15 protein-coding genes and 1 tRNA gene are annotated in these 15,599 nt (G+C 70.7%); 11 read left to right on the top strand and 5 right to left on the bottom strand.

All coding sequences use genetic code 11. The features are described from left to right. Nucleotides 1-39: 39 nt before the first annotated feature. The 4 genes from J2W45_RS04660 to J2W45_RS04645 form a co-directional block, all read right to left on the bottom strand. Nucleotides 40-1,128, bottom strand: coding sequence for a VIT1/CCC1 transporter family protein (locus tag J2W45_RS04660; protein ID WP_310129409.1), 1,089 nt, complete (start codon nt 1,126-1,128; stop codon nt 40-42). Between the two features lie 10 nt (nt 1,129-1,138). Continuing rightward, nucleotides 1,139-2,140, bottom strand: a complete 1,002-nt coding sequence (locus J2W45_RS04655) for a helix-turn-helix transcriptional regulator (protein ID WP_310129408.1) — start codon at nt 2,138-2,140, stop codon at nt 1,139-1,141. Nucleotides 2,141-2,197: 57 nt separating this feature from the next. Next, nucleotides 2,198-3,163 (bottom strand): cation diffusion facilitator family transporter, encoded by a 966-nt coding sequence (locus J2W45_RS04650; RefSeq protein ID WP_310129407.1) that lies wholly within the window; start codon nt 3,161-3,163, stop codon nt 2,198-2,200. Nucleotides 3,164-3,273: 110 nt separating this feature from the next. Next, nucleotides 3,274-3,358: transfer RNA gene (locus tag J2W45_RS04645), tRNA-Leu, on the bottom strand. A gap of 131 nt (nt 3,359-3,489) precedes the next feature. Here J2W45_RS04645 and J2W45_RS04640 point away from each other — a divergent pair. Beyond that, entirely contained in the window at nt 3,490-4,809 is a 1,320-nt protein-coding gene (locus J2W45_RS04640) for a M20/M25/M40 family metallo-hydrolase (protein ID WP_310129406.1), read from the top strand. A 46-nt stretch (nt 4,810-4,855) separates the two neighbouring features. Then, nucleotides 4,856-5,719 carry an undecaprenyl-diphosphate phosphatase gene (locus J2W45_RS04635; RefSeq protein WP_310129405.1) on the top strand — a complete coding sequence of 288 codons (864 nt, stop codon included), beginning with the start codon at nt 4,856-4,858 and terminating at the stop codon, nt 5,717-5,719. Between the two features lie 27 nt (nt 5,720-5,746). Here the strand turns inward: J2W45_RS04635 and J2W45_RS04630 are convergent, their stop codons facing one another. Beyond that, on the bottom strand, nt 5,747-6,694 hold the full coding sequence (locus tag J2W45_RS04630; RefSeq protein WP_310129402.1) for a proteasome assembly chaperone family protein: 948 nt from the start codon (nt 6,692-6,694) through the stop codon (nt 5,747-5,749). 87 nt (nt 6,695-6,781) lie between these two features. On the opposite strand from J2W45_RS04630, the gene J2W45_RS04625 reads away from it, so the two are divergent. The 9 genes from J2W45_RS04625 to J2W45_RS04585 are packed head-to-tail and all read left to right on the top strand — an operon-like array spanning nt 6,782 to nt 15,547. Then, entirely contained in the window at nt 6,782-7,522 is a 741-nt protein-coding gene (locus J2W45_RS04625; protein WP_310129401.1) for an HAD family hydrolase, read from the top strand. Further along, a complete protein-coding gene (locus J2W45_RS04620; protein WP_310129399.1) occupies nt 7,519-8,559 on the top strand; it encodes a tRNA (adenine-N1)-methyltransferase in 1,041 nt (346 codons plus the stop codon). Before J2W45_RS04625 ends, J2W45_RS04620 begins: the two co-directional genes overlap by 4 nt. A 40-nt stretch (nt 8,560-8,599) precedes the next feature. After that, nucleotides 8,600-9,517: an FKBP-type peptidyl-prolyl cis-trans isomerase gene (locus J2W45_RS04615; protein ID WP_310129398.1), complete on the top strand. Its 918-nt coding sequence runs from the start codon at nt 8,600-8,602 to the stop codon at nt 9,515-9,517. Nucleotides 9,518-9,538: 21 nt separating this feature from the next. Then, nucleotides 9,539-10,642, top strand: a complete 1,104-nt coding sequence (locus tag J2W45_RS04610; protein WP_310129396.1) for a helix-turn-helix transcriptional regulator — start codon at nt 9,539-9,541, stop codon at nt 10,640-10,642. Continuing rightward, the gene (locus J2W45_RS04605; RefSeq protein WP_310129395.1) at nt 10,635-11,630 is read left to right on the top strand and encodes a helix-turn-helix transcriptional regulator; all 996 of its coding nucleotides are present in this window, start codon (nt 10,635-10,637) and stop codon (nt 11,628-11,630) included. Before J2W45_RS04610 ends, J2W45_RS04605 begins: the two co-directional genes overlap by 8 nt. 9 nt (nt 11,631-11,639) lie before the next feature. Further along, nucleotides 11,640-11,999: a hypothetical protein gene (locus tag J2W45_RS04600; RefSeq protein WP_310129393.1), complete on the top strand. Its 360-nt coding sequence runs from the start codon at nt 11,640-11,642 to the stop codon at nt 11,997-11,999. A 4-nt stretch (nt 12,000-12,003) separates the two neighbouring features. Next, a complete protein-coding gene (tatA, locus tag J2W45_RS04595; RefSeq protein ID WP_310129392.1) occupies nt 12,004-12,297 on the top strand; it encodes a Sec-independent protein translocase subunit TatA in 294 nt (97 codons plus the stop codon). 43 nt (nt 12,298-12,340) lie between these two features. Beyond that, nucleotides 12,341-13,093, top strand: coding sequence for a twin-arginine translocase subunit TatC (gene tatC, locus J2W45_RS04590; protein WP_310129390.1), 753 nt, complete (start codon nt 12,341-12,343; stop codon nt 13,091-13,093). Between the two features lie 21 nt (nt 13,094-13,114). Then, nucleotides 13,115-15,547, top strand: coding sequence for a DEAD/DEAH box helicase (locus J2W45_RS04585; RefSeq protein WP_310129388.1), 2,433 nt, complete (start codon nt 13,115-13,117; stop codon nt 15,545-15,547). The last annotated feature ends 52 nt before the right edge of the window (nt 15,548-15,599 follow it).

Raw genomic sequence — 15,599 nt, 5'->3', positions numbered from 1 at the left:
GCATTCAATCTTTCGGCGGCGCCGCTGAACCGCCCCCGGTCAGCCGACGGTCGCGCCGAACAGCAGCCCGAGCAGATACGTGGCGGCTGCGGCCCCGTACCCGATCAGCAGCTGGCGGATCGCGCGCTTGAGCGGCGACGCGCCCGACAGGAGCCCGACGACGGCGCCCGTGCCGAGCAGCACGATGCCGACGAGCAGGGCCGAGACGATGATGGCAGCCGTGCCGGTGAGCCCGAACAGGAACGGCAGGATCGGGATGAGCGCGCCCGACGCGAAGAAGCAGAAGCTCGACAGCGCGGCGTTCCAACCGGTGCCGATCGCCTCGTGCTCGTCGTCGGCGGCCGTCGGAGCGATCGGGATCGGGGAGGTCACCGCCTGGAGGCTGGAGAGCACCTCGCGGGCGTGCGACGCGGCCTCGTCGGGGGTCATGCCGCGCGCCCGGTAGACGAGCGTGAGCTCGTTCGCATCCACGTCGAGGTGGGGGAGCGCCGAGCCGGTCGCCGGGTTGGGGGTGGACGCCTCCAGCAGCTCGCGCTGGGACCGCACCGAGACGTACTCGCCGGCGCCCATGGACAGTGCTCCCGCCAGCAGGCCGGAGATGCCGGTCAGCAGCACGACGTGCGTCGGGACGCCGCTGGCGCTGACCCCGAGGACAAGCGCGAGGTTGCTGACGAGTCCGTCGTTCGCCCCGAACACGGCCGCCCGGAACGTGCCGGACAGACGCTGCCGGCCGCGCGCGGCCAGGGCGCGCACGACCTCCTCGTGCACCTGCTCGTCGGCCGCCATCTGCGGCGTCGCGTCGCTGTCGGACGCGTAGGGGGAGCGGGCTTCGGCGCGCTGCGCCAGTGCCAGCACGAAGACCGAGCCGAAGCGGCGCGCGAGCCAGCCCAGCATCCGGGTGCGCACGTCGCCGCGCAGGGGCCGGCCGGCCTGTTCGCCGAGGAGATCGACCCAGTGCTGCTCGTGCCGGCGCTCCGCCTCGGCCAGGGAGAGCAGGATGTCGCGCTCCTCGCCCTCGCGACGGCTGGCGAGATCGCGGTACACCGCAGCCTCCGCGCGTTCGTCGGCGAGGTAGCGTCGCCACCTCTTGATGTCGGCGGGGCTCGGGGTGCGTGCTGCGGTCGTCATCCCCTCCAGTTTAGAGCGGGCCGTCCGGGGCCGGTCCGGGAACGGCCTCGATTCCCAGCGCCGCCGCAGACCGCGTGAAGCGCTCCCCCCAGTCGGCGGCGGCGTGCACGGCCTCCTCCGGTCCGACGATCCGGAACGGGGCGTCGACCGCCGCCAGGCCGAACAGCGCCCAGTCGGAACTGTCCGCGGTGATGCGGACGGCACAGCTGCCGTCGCCGTTGTCCTCGACGGTCGACCAGCGGCCGAGCACCTCGACGACGCGATCGTAGGGCGCCTCCACCACCGCCTCCACGACGAGGGGCTCGACGACGTTGTGGAGCGATTCCCGGACGTACTCGGCCGCATCCTCGGCCGGCAGGGCGCGCGGACGGAAGCGCGTGCCGGTCGGCCGGGGCTCCGCGATCCGGTCGAGCCGGAAGCTGCGCCAGTCGAAGCGGGTCAGGTCGTAGGCGACGAGGTACCAGCGCCGCTCGATGGACACGAGACGGTGCGGCTCCACGGCGCGCGTGGACGCCTGCCCGTCGCGCGCGACGTACGCGAACTCGATCCTCTCCTCGTCGCGGCACGCCTGCGCGAGCGCGGTGAGGATGGCGGCGTCGGCGGTCGGCGCCGGGCCCAGTGCGGTCGACAGGGTCGTCGTGCGCAGCGCATCCACCCGCCGCCGGAGCTTGGGCGGCATGACCTGGACGATCTTGGCGAGGGCGCGGACGGACGCCTCGTCGACGCCGGCTATGCCGCTCTGCGCCGCCGTGCGGAGCCCGACCGCCAGGGCTACCGCTTCATCGTCGTCGACCACGAGCGGCGGCAGGGAGGCGCCCGCGGCCAGCTGGTAGCCGCCGGCGACGCCGCGCGTCGCGTCGACGGGGTAGCCGAGGTCGCGCAGTCTCTCCACGTCGCGCCGGAGCGTGCGCGGGGAGACGCCGAGCTTGTCGGCGAGCTCCTGACCGGGCCAGTAGCGATGGGTCTGGAGCAGGGAGAGGAGCTGGAGTGCTCGCGTACCGGTGCTTGCCATACTTCGATTGTGCACGGCAAGCGGTCGGAAGCTGGCCGCTATGACCGCAATAGCGGTTCAGTCCGCCGATTCGGGCACGGCCTCGAGGTGCAGCGCGGGTGCTCCGGGGCGTGACAGGGTCAGGACCGCCTCGGTCACCCAGGGCGATTCCTCGACCTCGGCCTCCACCCGCTCCAGATCCGCGGCGACGTCGGACTCCCGGTCGTCGCCCACGAGGTCGACCGCCGCGACGAGGTAGAACCGCTCGGGCCCGACGTACTCCAGGTGCAGGTAGGTGACCTTCTCGACCTCGGGATGCTCCAGCAGCATCCCGAGCGCGGTCTGCCAGGCCCGGTCGGACCCCGGCTCACCCAGGAGGAACCGTCGGTTGCGCTCGATCAGCACGACGGCGACGACGGCGAGGAGGACGCCGATGAGGATGGACCCCAGCGCGTCCCAGAACCCGTTGCCGGTGAGCTCGTGGAGCAGCAGCCCGAAGAAGGCGATGACGAGCCCGATGAGAGCCGCCGAGTCCTCGGCGAACACGGCACGCAGGGTCGGGTTGGAGGTGCGGAGCACGTGCTCGAACGTCCCCGTTCCGATGGAGGACGCCTTCGCGTGGGCCTGGCGGTACGACTGGATGAACGAGATGCCCTCGAAGACGAACGCCGCGGCGAGCACCAGGTAGCCGACCAGGTAGTCGGTGTCCTCCTCCTTCGACGACAGCGCCTGGACGCCGTGCATGATCGACACCACCGCTCCCGCCGTGAACAGCCCGACGGCGGCGAACAGGCTCCAGACGTACGAGTCGCGGCCGTAGCCTCCCGGATGGGCGGAGTCGCGCGGCTTGGCCGCCGAGCGCTCGGCCTGGATGAGGAAGACCTCGTTGCCGGCGTCAGCCCAGGAGTGGGCCGCCTCGGCGACGAGCGACGCGGAGCCGGTGAGCACGGCGGCGATGGTCTTCGCGATGGCGACCAGGATGTTCGCCGCGAAGGCGAGCAGCACGGTGAACAGGCTGGAGGAGGACCGTTTGCTGCGGGACACAGCGACACCATAGTCCCGGACGGGGAGCGGCGCTCCCGGACGAGGTGGCGAAAAAGCGGAAGGCCCCGGTCACGCGACCGGGGCCTTCTCTACTGTGTTCTGCTCTTCTGTGTCCGAGGGGGGACTTGAACCCCCACGCCCTATACGGGCACTAGCACCTCAAGCTAGCGCGTCTGCCATTTCCGCCACCCGGACAGGTGGAAGGCTTCCGGACTCGTCCGGCTGCCGAAGAAAGACGATAGCACGGTTTTCCCCAGCGGCAGCACTTGTCCACACACCCCGGGCGTGGCGGGGCGGGGGCCGTGATCGCCCGGTAGCGTTGGGGGATGACCGACGAACTCCGCGCCTCCGGGTCCGGCCTCGACGAGACCGCGATCATCGCCCGTGACCTCATCCGTTTCGACACCACCAACTACGGCGAGGGCCGTTCGAACGGCGAGGCCGACGCGGCGGAGTACGTCGAGGCGAAGCTCGTCGAGATGGGGCTCGCACCGCAGGTCTTCGAGTCCGATCCCGGTCGCGCCAGCGTCATCGCCCGCGTCGAGGGCGCTGACCCGTCGAAGCCGGCGCTGGTGGTGCACGGTCACCTCGACGTCGTGCCCGCCGACCCGCGCAACTGGACGGTCGACCCGTTCGGCGGCGAGATCCGCGACGGACTGCTCTGGGGCCGCGGCGCGGTCGACATGAAGAACATGGATGCGATGATCCTGACCGCGGTCGGCGACATCCTGGCCGCCGGCGAGCGTCCGGCGCGCGACCTGGTCGTCGCGTTCTTCGCGGACGAGGAGGACGGCGGCCGCCGCGGCTCCCACTACCTGGTCGACACGCACCCCGAGCTGTTCGAGGGCGCGACGGAGGCGATCAGCGAGGTCGGCGGGTACTCGATCGACCTGGCCGGGCGGCGCGCCTACCTGCTGCAGACCGGCGAGAAGTCCCTGGTCTGGATCAAGCTGATCGCGCGGGGGCGGGCGGCGCACGGCTCGCGCCTGATCCGCGACAACGCGATCACGAAGCTCGCCGAGGCGGTCGTCGCCCTCGGGCGCGAGGACTGGCCGGTCCAGCTGACCGCGACGACGACCCGCCTGATCGACGAGCTGGGCCGCCTGCTCGAGGTCGACCCCGAGCGCGTCGGACCCGACGAGGTCGTGCTGCGCACGGGCACCGCGGCCGGCTTCATCCTGGCGACGCTGCGCGCGACCACGAACCCCACGCTCCTCGAGGCCGGGTACAAGCACAACGTGATCCCCGACACGGCGGAGGCGCTGATCGACATCCGCACTCTTCCGGGCGACGAGGATGCGGTGCTCGCGCGGGTGCGCGAGTTGATCGGCGAGGACGTCGAGATCGAGGTCATGCATCGCGACATCGGCCTGGAGGCGGAGTTCGGCGGCGGTCTGGTCGACGCCATCACGGGCACGCTGCAGCGTCACGATCCGGGAGCACCGGTGCTGCCGTACCTCCTCTCCGGCGGCACGGACAACAAGGCGCTCAGCACGCTCGGGATCACCGGGTACGGCTTCGCGCCGCTGAGACTTCCGGCCGAGCTCGACTTCCCCGGCATGTTCCACGGCGTCGACGAGCGGGTGCCGCTCGACGCGCTAGTGTTCGGGAGGACCGTGCTCCGCGACCTGCTGCGCTCCTACTGAGCCGCGCTCCCCGCCAGAACGCCCCTCCGGAACAGGACACCGACTCTTGGACTTCATCAACGCGCTCATCCTCGGCTTCGTGCAGGGGCTCACCGAGTTCCTCCCGATCTCGTCGTCGGCGCACATCCGCATCGTGGGAGAGCTGCTCGGCACGGGCGCCGACCCGGGCGCCCGCTTCACCGCCATCATCCAGCTGGGCACCGAGGCGGCCGTCCTGCTGTACTTCTGGAAGGACATCACGCGCATCATCGCGCAGTGGTTCCGCGCCCTGTTCGGTCGCATCCCGCGCAACGACCCCGACGCACGGATGGGGTGGCTCGTCATCATCGGCAGCATCCCGATCGTGGTGCTGGGGCTGCTCTTCCAGAACCAGATCGAGACGGTCTTCCGGTCGCTCTGGCTCGTCGCCACGACGCTGATCGTCTTCGGCATCCTGCTCGGCATCGCCGACTGGGTGGGGGCGAAGACCAAGCGGCTGCGCGAGCTGACCTGGCTCGACGGCATCATCTTCGGTCTCGCGCAGGCCCTCGCCCTCATCCCGGGCGTCTCGCGCTCCGGCGGCACGATCACGGCGGGACTGTTCATGGGCTACCAGCGGCGTGCCGCCGCGCGGTACTCGTTCCTGCTGGCGCTGCCGGCGGTCTTCGGCAGCGGGTTCTACCAGCTGTACAAGGCGGTCAAGGAGCCGTGCACCCAGGCGCTCGCCAGCGCCGGAACGTGCACCCCCGAGGTCTTCGGTCCGTTCGAGACCGCGGCCGCGACCGTCGTCGCGTTCGTCGTCGGGCTCCTCGTGATCGCGTTCTTCATGGGCTACATCTCGCGGCGCAGCTTCCTGCCCTTCGTGATCTACCGCATCGTGCTCGGCGTGCTGCTCATGATCCTGCTCGCCACGGGCGTGCTGCAGGCCTAACGGCCACCCGCCACCTGCGACCGAGCGCTAGCCGCGCCGCGGGTCGTCCGGCCCGCGCCCGGCGGTGCCGCCGTCGCGACCGCCGTCCCGGCCGTCCCCGCGCCGGCGCAGGTAGCGCTCGAACTCCTGGGCGATCGCCTCGCCGCTCGCCTCGGGGGAGTCGACGGTGTCGCGCGCCTGCTCGAGCTGCTGGATGTAGGAGGCCATCTCCTCGTCGTCCGCGGCGAGCGCGTCGATCCCCGACTCCCAGGCTGCGGCCTCGTCCACGAGGGTGCCGCGCGGGATGGTCACGTCGACCAGCTCCTCGAGCTTGTCGATCAGCGCGAGCACCGCCTTCGGGCTCGGGGCGTTGTGCACGTAGTGGGGCACGGACGCCCAGATCATGATCGTGGGGATGCCCACGTCCTCGGCGCCTTCGGCCAGCGCGCTCAGGATGCCGACCGGCCCCTCATAGCTGGAGCGCTCGACGCCGAGCTCGGCCCGGACGGCCGCGTTCTCGCTCGACGCGAAGACGGAGATCGGGCGGGTGTGCGGAACGTCGGCGAGCATCGCGCCGAGGAAGACGACCGCTCCGATGTCGGCGGCGAGCGCCACATCCATGATCTCGGCCGTGAAGCTGCGCCAGCTGCGGGAGGGCTCGGTGCCGAGCAGCAGGAAGATGTTGCCGGCGTTGTCGCCGGTGACGGTCAGCTCGGCGTCGCCCGCGAGGTCTTCGCCGATGTGCCCGGGGAGGGAGGGGCCGTAGACGACCGCGGACGGCCAGATGAGGCGCCTGCGCCCGTCGTCGTCGGTCACCACGGGCCGGTTGAACTGGAAGTCGAAGTAGAGCTCGGGGTCGACCTCGGCGATCGGCACCACGTCGAGCTGCTCCTTGAGCGTCTTCACCGCGCCGCTGGCCGCCTCGCCGGCGTCGTTCCAGCCTTCGAACGCCACCACCAGGATGCGGCCTCCGAGGATGTTCTGTCCGTCAGTCACGAAGTCGTCCCTCGTCCTTCCCGGCGTCCGGTCGGGGCGCCATCCCTCAAGAATAGGCCCGCCCCTCTCCGGATAGACTTGCCCGTTGTGACCGCGTCTTCCCCCCGCAGCGAACAGGCCCCTCTCGACCGCGAGACCGCCGGCTCGTCCGCCGCCGTCCTCCCCGCCGCCGTGCTGTGGGACATGGACGGCACCCTCGTCGACACCGAGCCCTACTGGATGGCCTCCGAGCAGGAGCTCGTCGGCTCGTTCGGCGGCACGTGGACGCACGAGGACGGCCTGCTGCTCGTGGGGCTCGGTCTCTGGAACTCGGCGGAGATCCTCCGCTCGCGCGGTGTGGCGATGGAGGCCGACGAGATCGTCCACTGGCTGACCGACCGGGTGCAGCAGAAGCTCGACGAGGAGGGCGTGCCGTGGCGGCCCGGCGCCCGCGAGCTGCTCGAGTCGTTGCGTCAGCGGGGCATCCCGACCGCCCTGGTCACCATGTCCGTGCGCCGGATGGCGGAGCAGATCGTCGGCCACATCCCGTTCGACGCCTTCGACGTCATCGTCAGCGGCGACGAGGTGGAGGAGCCGAAGCCGGCGCCCGAACCGTACCTCCGCGCCGCCCGCCTGCTCGGCGTCGAGCCGCGCGACACCGTCGCCATCGAGGACTCGCTGGTCGGGCTGGCCTCCGCCGTCTCGTCGGGCGCAGCCACCATCGGGGTGCCGCACATCGTGCCGCTGCCCGAGTCCGACGAGCACACGCTGTGGGAGTCGCTGGAGGGACGCACCGCCGACGACGTCGTCGCCGTCGCCCGCGCGCGCCGCGAGGGGGAGACCCGATGAACGAGAGCCGACGCAGCTCCGGCCCGTTCCGCGCGGGCGACCGCGTGCAGCTGACGGGCCCCAAGGGCCGCATGAACACGATCACCCTCGAGCCGGGCAAGCTGTTCCACAGCCACCGCGGCGTGCTGGAGCACGACGCCATCATCGGCCTCCCGGACGGTTCGGTCGTCACCAACAACGCGGGGGTCGAGCACCTGGCGTTGCGGCCGCTGCTCACCGACTTCGTGATGTCCATGCCGCGCGGCGCCGCGATCGTCTACCCGAAGGACGCGGCGCAGATCCTGGCCCTGGCGGACATCTTCCCCGGGGCCACCGTGGTGGAGGCGGGTGTCGGCTCCGGCGCCCTGTCACTGTGGCTGCTGCGCGCCATCGGCCCCGAGGGCCGCCTGCTCTCGTTCGAGCGCCGGGAGGAGTTCGCCGACGTCGCCCGCGGCAACGCAGCGACCTTCCTGGGCGGCGACCCGGAGAACTGGACGCTCACCGTCGGCGACCTGCAGGATGCGCTCCCGGCGGCGGTCGAGCCCGGCACCGTGGACCGCGTGGTCCTCGACATGCTCGCCCCGTGGGAGACGCTGGACGCGGTCACCGACGCCCTCAAGCCCGGCGGCGTCGTGATCTGCTACGTCGCGACCGTCACCCAGCTGTCGCGCGTCGCCGAGGCGATCCGAGCCTCCGGCGACTACACGCACCCGCAGTCGAACGAGACGATGGTCCGCGGCTGGCACGTGGAGGGCCTCGCCGTGCGCCCGGACCACCGCATGATCGCGCACACCGGCTTCCTGATCACCGCGCGCCGCCTCGCGCCGGGAACCGTGCTGCCGGAGCTCAAGCGCCGGCCCTCCAAGTCCGACTACTCGGACGCGGATGTCGAGGCCTGGACCCCCGGGGCGCTGGGGGAGCGGGAGTCGAGCCCCAAGAGCCTGCGGAAGCGGATGCGCGAAGCGGCCGCGAGCGCCGATCTCGCGAAGTCGCGCGACACCGCGACCGTGCACGAACCCTCAGGCGACGCGGACGAGGACGCTCCGGGCGTCGGCTAGCATGAATGGGCTGCTCCCAGCCCCGATCGAAAGAGAACCCGTGCGCAGAGTGACCATCGGAAGAACGTCCGCGATCGTGGCCGCCGCCGCTCTGGTGGCCGTCGCGCTGACCGGATGCTCGACCAACCCGAACGCCGACTGCGGCTCCGCACTGCCCACGGGCAACGCGTCGAACCTCGTCCAGGCGACCGGGAAGATCGGCTCGAAGCCGAAGATCACCGTTCCGACGCCGCTCGACACCACGAAGTCGGAGCGCACCATCATCACCGAGGGCACCGGGGAGAAGGTCCAGCGCGGCCAGGTCGTCGAGATCCAGTACACGATCCTCGACGGTGCGACCGGCGAAGTGCAGCAGACCTCGTACGGCAGCGGCGACACCTACCCGCTCGCGCTCGGCTCGGGCAACGAGGCGCTGAGCAAGGGCCTGCAGTGCGCGCCCGTCGGCTCGCGGGTCGCGGTCGTCGTCTCGCCGAAGGACGCCGGCGGCAGCGGCGCGACGACCTCCGGCATCATCGTCGTCGACATCATGAAGGCGTACCTCCCGAAGGCGGACGGCGCCGTCCGTCCCTCGCAGAACGGCTTCCCGACCGTCGTGCTCGCCCCGACCGGGCAGCCGGGCATCACCATCCCGTCGGCGGGTGGAGCACCGAAGACGGTCCGCACCGAGGAGCTGAAGTCCGGCGACGGCGCGACCGTCAAGAAGGACTCGATCGTCATCCTCCAGTACACGGCCGTGGGCTGGGAGAACAAGAACGTCGTCTTCTCGAGCTGGCAGTCGGGTTCGCCCGACCTGGTGTCGATCAAGAGCGGCCAGAGCCAGCTCAACCAGGCGCTGCCGCAGGGCGTGCTCGATCAGCTGGTCGGCAAGAAGGTCGGCTCGCAGGTCGTCATCAACGCGCCCGCCGAGGGCCAGGTTCCGGCCGCCGCCTGGGTGGTCGACATCCTCGGGGTGCGCTGACCCGCGGACTAGGATGGACGGGTGTCCCGTTCACCCGTCTCGCCCGCGCGCGTCCCCGTCGAGGAGCGTCTGTTCAGCCTCGTGCTGGCGTTGCTCGCGACGGAGAACGGCCTGACCAAGAGCGAGATCCTCTCGACCGTGCAGGGCTACCGCCAGCGGTATGAGCCGCACGGCGACAACAGCAGCCTGGAACGGCAGTTCGAGCGCGACAAGGATGACATCCGCGAGCTCGGCGTCCCGCTCGAGACGGTGGAGGCGCCCGAGGCGTCCGGCAACAATCAACTGCTGCGCTATCGCATTCCCAAAGGGGCATACGACCTCCCGTCCGACGTGAGCTTCTCGCCGGAGGAGCTGACGCTGCTCGGTCTCGCCGCGGCGGTGTGGCGCGAGGGGTCGCTGTCGGGCGAATCCCGGCGCGCGCTGATGAAGCTCCGCTCCCTGGGAGTCGAAGCGGACGACCCGGTGGTCGGCTACGCACCGCGGCTGCGGGTGCGCGAGGCGGCGTTCGAGCCGTTCAGCCAGGCGCTGGAACGCCACGTCATGGTGCAGTTCCCGTACCTGAAGCCTGGCGAGAGCGCGTCCCGGCAGCGCACCGTCGCGCCGCTCGCGCTGGTGCAGCACCAGGGTCGCTGGCATCTCCAGGGCATCGATCAGGATGCGCTCGAGTCGCGCACCTTCCTGCTGTCGCGCGTCGTCGGGCCGGTGAAGCTCACCTCGCGGGTCTTCGACCCCGAGCAGTACCGCGTCGGCGGCGAGGCGTTCGCCGAGCGCGCCCTCCTCGAGCTGGAGCGGATCTGGGAGTCGAACGTCGCCGAGATCGAGGTCACGGCCGGCACGGATGCGGCGACCCGGCTCGGCAAGCGCTACGGCGACGCCGTGCCGGTGGGGGCCGACGGCGAGCCCGTTCGGCTCACCGTGAACTTCTCGGACAGCAACATCCTGGCCGACCAGCTGGCCTCGTTCGGCCCCGAGGTGCTGGTGCTCGCACCGGAGGAGCTGCGGGAGCAGGTGCTGCAGCGGCTGGAGGCGGTGGTCGACGCTCACTCCGGCGCCACGGACTCCGGCGCCGCACATTCCGGCGCCGCAGACGAAGGTGCAGCGACGGGGGAGCGCGCCGATGGCTGAACGACGGAAACCGATGCAGGCGCAGGACAAGCTCGCCTTCCTGCTCGCCCTCGTGCCGTACCTGATGGACCGCGACCGCGTCAGCGTCGCCGAGGCGGCCGAGCACTTCGGCGTGGAGCAGGACCAGCTGCGCGACGCCGTGCGCCTGATCGCCGTCTCGGGCATCCCGGGGGAGACCAACGCGTACCAGCCGGGCGACCTCTTCGACATCGCGTGGGACGACTTCGAGGAGAACGACCAGATCGTCCTCACCCACCAGGTCGCCATCGACGACTCCCCGCGGTTCTCCGCCCGGGAGGCGGCGGCCCTGATCGCCGGGCTGCAGTACCTCACGGCGCTGCCCGAGAACGCCGACCGCGACGCGATCGGCTCGCTGATGGCCAAGCTGGCGCGCGGCGCGTCCGCCGCACCGAGCCAGCTCGCCGTCGCGCGGTCCGAGACCGACGAGGCGCTGGCGACGATCCGGGATGCGGTCCTCGCGGGCGTGCAGGTCGAGTTCGACTACCTCAGCTCCCGTGGTGAGCGAGAGCGCCGGCGCGTCGACCCGCTGCGGATCGAGTCCGTCGACCAGGACTGGTACCTGCGCGGATGGGACCATCTGCGCACAGCGATCCGCACCTTCCGCCTCGACCGGATCGACGACCTCGTCGCCACGACGGAGCCGATCACCTACCGCCCGGGCGACGTGAAGCTGCCGGAGACGCTGTTCACCGGCACGCCGGAGGACCTGCTGGTGACGGTGGAGGTCTCCGCATCCGCCATCCCGCTGATCGAGGACTACATCCCCGAAGGCGCGGAGCGGCAGGAGCGCGGGGGCGTCATCCGCACGAGCCTGCGGGTCGCGCACTTCCACGGACTCAAGCGACTGGTCGCCGGCCTCTCCGGCGTGCTCACCGTGCTCGACCCGCCGGAGGCGCGCCAGGTCGTCGCGGGGTGGGCCCGGGCCGGGGTCGAGCGCTACCGCGACGCCGCAGAACCCGGCCGCTAGGCTGTCGGCATGCCCTGGTGGTCGTGGCTCGTGATCTGGACCGTGCTCGTGCTCGGTCTGCTCGGCGAGCTCGCGTACTTCGCGTGGTCGCTCTTTCGCAAGGTGGTCGCCGCGGGACGGGAGGCGGCCGCGCTGATGGACAAGGCCGAGGTGCTGTCGCAGCGGGCCGAGGAGCTCCACGACAGCTTCGAACCGGCGGTACTCGCCGACGTGGACGTGCTGCGGGCGGAGCGCGAGCAGCACCTCACCGAGCGCGCCTATGCGCGGCAAGCTCGCAGGGACGCCCGGGTCCGACGCGGTAGACTACTGGTCGATGTGGATCCGGCGACGGTTCCGGATCGCTTCGCCCACCTTTTGAGAAGGACCTGATCTCATGTTCGCAGGACTGACCGGATGGCATCTGCTCATCATCCTCGCCGTGATCCTGCTGCTGTTCGGTGCGCCGAAGCTCCCCGCGCTCGCCAAGAGCATCGGCCAGTCGATGCGCATCTTCAAGGGCGAGGTCGACGAGCTCAAGAAGGACGGCAAGTCCGACCAGCCGGCCGACGGCACCGCGCAGAACACCACCGCGCAGAACACCGCCGCCGCCAACCCGGTCGCGCAGGCTCCGGTGGCGCCGACGGTCACCCCGGTCGACCCCTCGACCGAGCCCAACCCGAAGTCCTAGTCCGGTGGCCTCCACGAAGCGAGGCTCGAACCGCGAAGGACGGATGACGCTCGCCGAGCATTTCATCGAGCTTCGCAAACGCCTCTTCCGCTCGGCTCTGGCCCTCCTGGTCGGTTCCGTCGTCGGCTGGTTCCTCAGCGACTACGTGATGAATGCGATGCGCGGCCCGATCACGGCGATCGCGACGCAGCAGGGCCGCGAGGCGATGCTCAACTACGACAGCATCACCGGCGCCTTCGACCTGAAGATGCAGGTCGCCATCACGATCGGCGCCATCATCTCCAGCCCGGTCTGGCTCTACCAGATCTGGGCCTTCTTCGTCCCCGCGATGACGCGGAAGGAGAAGAAGTACGGTTTCGGCTTCTTCTTCACCGCCGTGCCGCTTTTCGTGGCCGGCGGCGTGTGCGGCTGGCTGCTCGTGCCCCACATCGTCAGCCTGCTCACGAGCTTCGCCCCGGAGGCGGACTCGGCGATCATCGGCGCGAAGACGTACTTCGACTTCATCCTGAAGCTCGTCATCGCCGTCGGCATCGCGTTCGTCCTGCCGGTGTTCCTGGTGCTGCTCAACTTCGTCGGCGTGCTCAGTGCGAAGTCGATCATCGCCTCGTGGCGCTGGGCGCTCATCCTGATCGCCCTCTTCACGGCCATCGCGACGCCCGCGGCGGACGTCCTGTCGATGTTCCTGCTGGCGATCCCGATGGTGGCGCTCTACTTCGCCGCATACGGCGTCGCCTGGCTGCACGACCGGCGCGCGGCGAAGAACCAGCTGCGGCTCGAAGCCGAACTCGCCGCCTGATCGGAGGCATAGGCTGGTCGTGTGACCGACCAGACGCTCTCGCCGGCGGAGCGGTACGCCGCCTCCCGCGACCGGGCCCGCCAGCCCCTGCTCGAGACCTTCCGCGAAGGGCTCCGGTTCGATCTGGACCCGTTCCAGCGTGAGGCGTGCGCCTCGCTCGAACGCGGCCGCAGCGTGCTCGTCGCGGCGCCGACCGGAGCCGGCAAGACGATCGTCGCGGAGTTCGCGGTGTTCCTCGCCATGCGCGAGGCGAACGCCAAGGTGTTCTACACGACGCCGATGAAGGCGCTGAGCAACCAGAAGTTCCAGGAGTTCGTCGAAGCGTACGGCCCCGAGTCGGTCGGCCTCCTCACCGGCGACACCAACATCAACTCGCGCGCCCGGATCGTCGTGATGACGACCGAGGTGCTGCGCAACATGCTGTACGCCGACTCGGACCTCCTCACCGACCTCGCCTACGTCGTCATGGACGAGGTGCACTACCTGGCCGACCGCTTCCGCGGGGCCGTGTGGGAGGAGGTCATCATCCACCTGCCGTCGGAGGTGCGGATGGTGTCGCTCAGCGCCACGGTCTCCAACGCCGAGGAGTTCGGCGACTGGCTGCAGGCGGTGCGCGGCGACACGGACGTCGTCGTGTCCGAGGAGCGCCCGGTGCCGCTGGAGCAGCACATCCTGATGCGCTCGAAGCTGATCGACCTGTTCGACTCGTCGGGTCTCGCGGCGACGAACCGGGTGAACCCCGAGCTCGTGCAGATGGCCCGCTACGGCGGACGGGTGCTGAGCAGCCGGCAGATGCGCGACGTCGGGCGCTACCACTCGAAGGGCGGCCGCCCCGACAGCTTCCGGATGAACCGCGCGGACCTGGTCGCACTGCTGGATGACCGCAACCTGCTGCCCGCCATCTTCTTCATCTTCAGCCGCAACGGTTGCGACGCCGCGGTGAAGCAGGTGCTGCGCGCCGGCGTCCGGCTCACCGAGAAGCACGAGCGCGATGAGATCCGCGAGATCGTGGAGGAGCGCTGTCGCACGCTGCTCGACGAGGACCTCGCGGTGCTCGGGTACTGGGAGTGGCTGGAGGGCCTGGAGCGCGGCGTCGCCGCCCACCACGCCGGGTTGCTGCCGGCCTTCAAGGAGGTCGTCGAGGAGCTGTTCCGCCGGAAGCTCGTGAAGGTGGTCTTCGCGACGGAGACCCTCGCCCTCGGCATCAACATGCCCGCCCGCACGGTGGTGCTGGAGAAGCTGGAGAAGTTCAACGGGGAGGCGCGCGTCCCGATCACGCCGGGGGAGTACACACAGCTCACCGGCCGTGCCGGCCGTCGCGGCATCGACGTCGAAGGGCACTCCGTCATCCAGTGGGAGGACGGGCTCGATCCGCAGTCGGTGGCGTCGCTCGCCTCCCGCCGCAGCTACCCGCTGAACTCCAGCTTCCGTCCGACGTACAACATGGCGGTCAACCTGATCGATCAGTTCGGGCGACCGCGCACGCGCGAGATCCTGGAGTCGTCGTTCGCGCAGTTCCAGGCCGACCGCGCCGTGGTCGACCTGGCGCGCAAGGCGATGCAGCAGGAGCAGTCCCTCGCCGGGTACGAGGAGGCCATGGCCTGCCACCTGGGCGACTTCCGCGAGTACTTCAGCATCCGCCGCGAGCTCACCGACCTGGAGCGCAAGGGATCGCGCATCGAGAACGCGTCGAACCGCGAGCGGGAGCAGCGCCAGCAGCAGCTCGCGGCTCTGCGCAAGCGGATGAAGGACCACCCCTGCCACCGCTGCACCGAGCGGGAGCAGCACGCCCGCTGGGCGGAGCGCTGGTGGAAGCTGAAGCGCGACACCGATCGCCTGCGGTCGCAGATCCAGTCGCGGACCGGAGCGGTGGCGAAGGTCTTCGACCGCGTCTCCGATGTCCTCCTCGAGCTCGGCTACCTGGCCGACGAGGACGGCGAGACCGTGCTGACGGTGCACGGTCGCACGCTGAAGCGCATCTACGGCGAGCGTGACCTGCTGGTCGCGGAATGCCTGCGCCGCAACGTCTGGAAGGACCTCGACGCACCGGGGCTCGCCGCGATGGCCTGCGCGCTCGTCTTCGAACCGCGCCGCGACGAGGGGCTCGCGAGCGAGCGCACGCTGCCGCGCGGCGCCTTCCGGCCGGCGCTGGAGAAGACCACCACGTTGTGGAGCCGCCTCGACGACCTCGAGCAGGAGAACCGGCTTCCCGGCAGCGAACCGCCGTCGACCGCGATCTCGCTCGCGATGTGGATGTGGTCCCGCGGCTCCGGGCTGGATGCGGTGCTGACCGAGGCCGACATGGCCGCCGGCGACTTCGTCCGCTGGGCCAAGCAGACGATCGACCTGCTCGACCAGCTGTCGCTGGTGGCGCAGGGGAACGTGGGCCGCGTCGCCCGGCAGGCGCTCGAGTCGATCCGCCGCGGGATCGTCGCCTACTCGTCCGTCGCCTGAGCGACGCGGCGCCGCGACGCCCCGGTAGTTCCTGAGCCGCCGCCACATCCGG

The sequence above is a fragment of the Leifsonia shinshuensis genome, assembly GCF_031456835.1.
Taxonomy (GTDB): domain Bacteria; phylum Actinomycetota; class Actinomycetes; order Actinomycetales; family Microbacteriaceae; genus Leifsonia; species Leifsonia shinshuensis_C.
Note: the sequence above shows the minus strand (reverse complement) of the source record. Positions and strands in the feature narration are given on the sequence as shown.

Coding starts and splice junctions, on each gene's coding strand:
- J2W45_RS04660 (WP_310129409.1), bottom strand. CDS start 1,128: ATGACGACCGCAGCACGCACCCCGAGCCCCGCCGACATCAAGAGGTGG.
- J2W45_RS04655 (WP_310129408.1), bottom strand. CDS start 2,140: ATGGCAAGCACCGGTACGCGAGCACTCCAGCTCCTCTCCCTGCTCCAG.
- J2W45_RS04640 (WP_310129406.1), top strand. CDS start 3,490: ATGACCGACGAACTCCGCGCCTCCGGGTCCGGCCTCGACGAGACCGCG.
- J2W45_RS04620 (WP_310129399.1), top strand. CDS start 7,519: ATGAACGAGAGCCGACGCAGCTCCGGCCCGTTCCGCGCGGGCGACCGC.
- J2W45_RS04605 (WP_310129395.1), top strand. CDS start 10,635: ATGGCTGAACGACGGAAACCGATGCAGGCGCAGGACAAGCTCGCCTTC.
- J2W45_RS04600 (WP_310129393.1), top strand. CDS start 11,640: ATGCCCTGGTGGTCGTGGCTCGTGATCTGGACCGTGCTCGTGCTCGGT.
- tatA (WP_310129392.1), top strand. CDS start 12,004: ATGTTCGCAGGACTGACCGGATGGCATCTGCTCATCATCCTCGCCGTG.
- tatC (WP_310129390.1), top strand. CDS start 12,341: ATGACGCTCGCCGAGCATTTCATCGAGCTTCGCAAACGCCTCTTCCGC.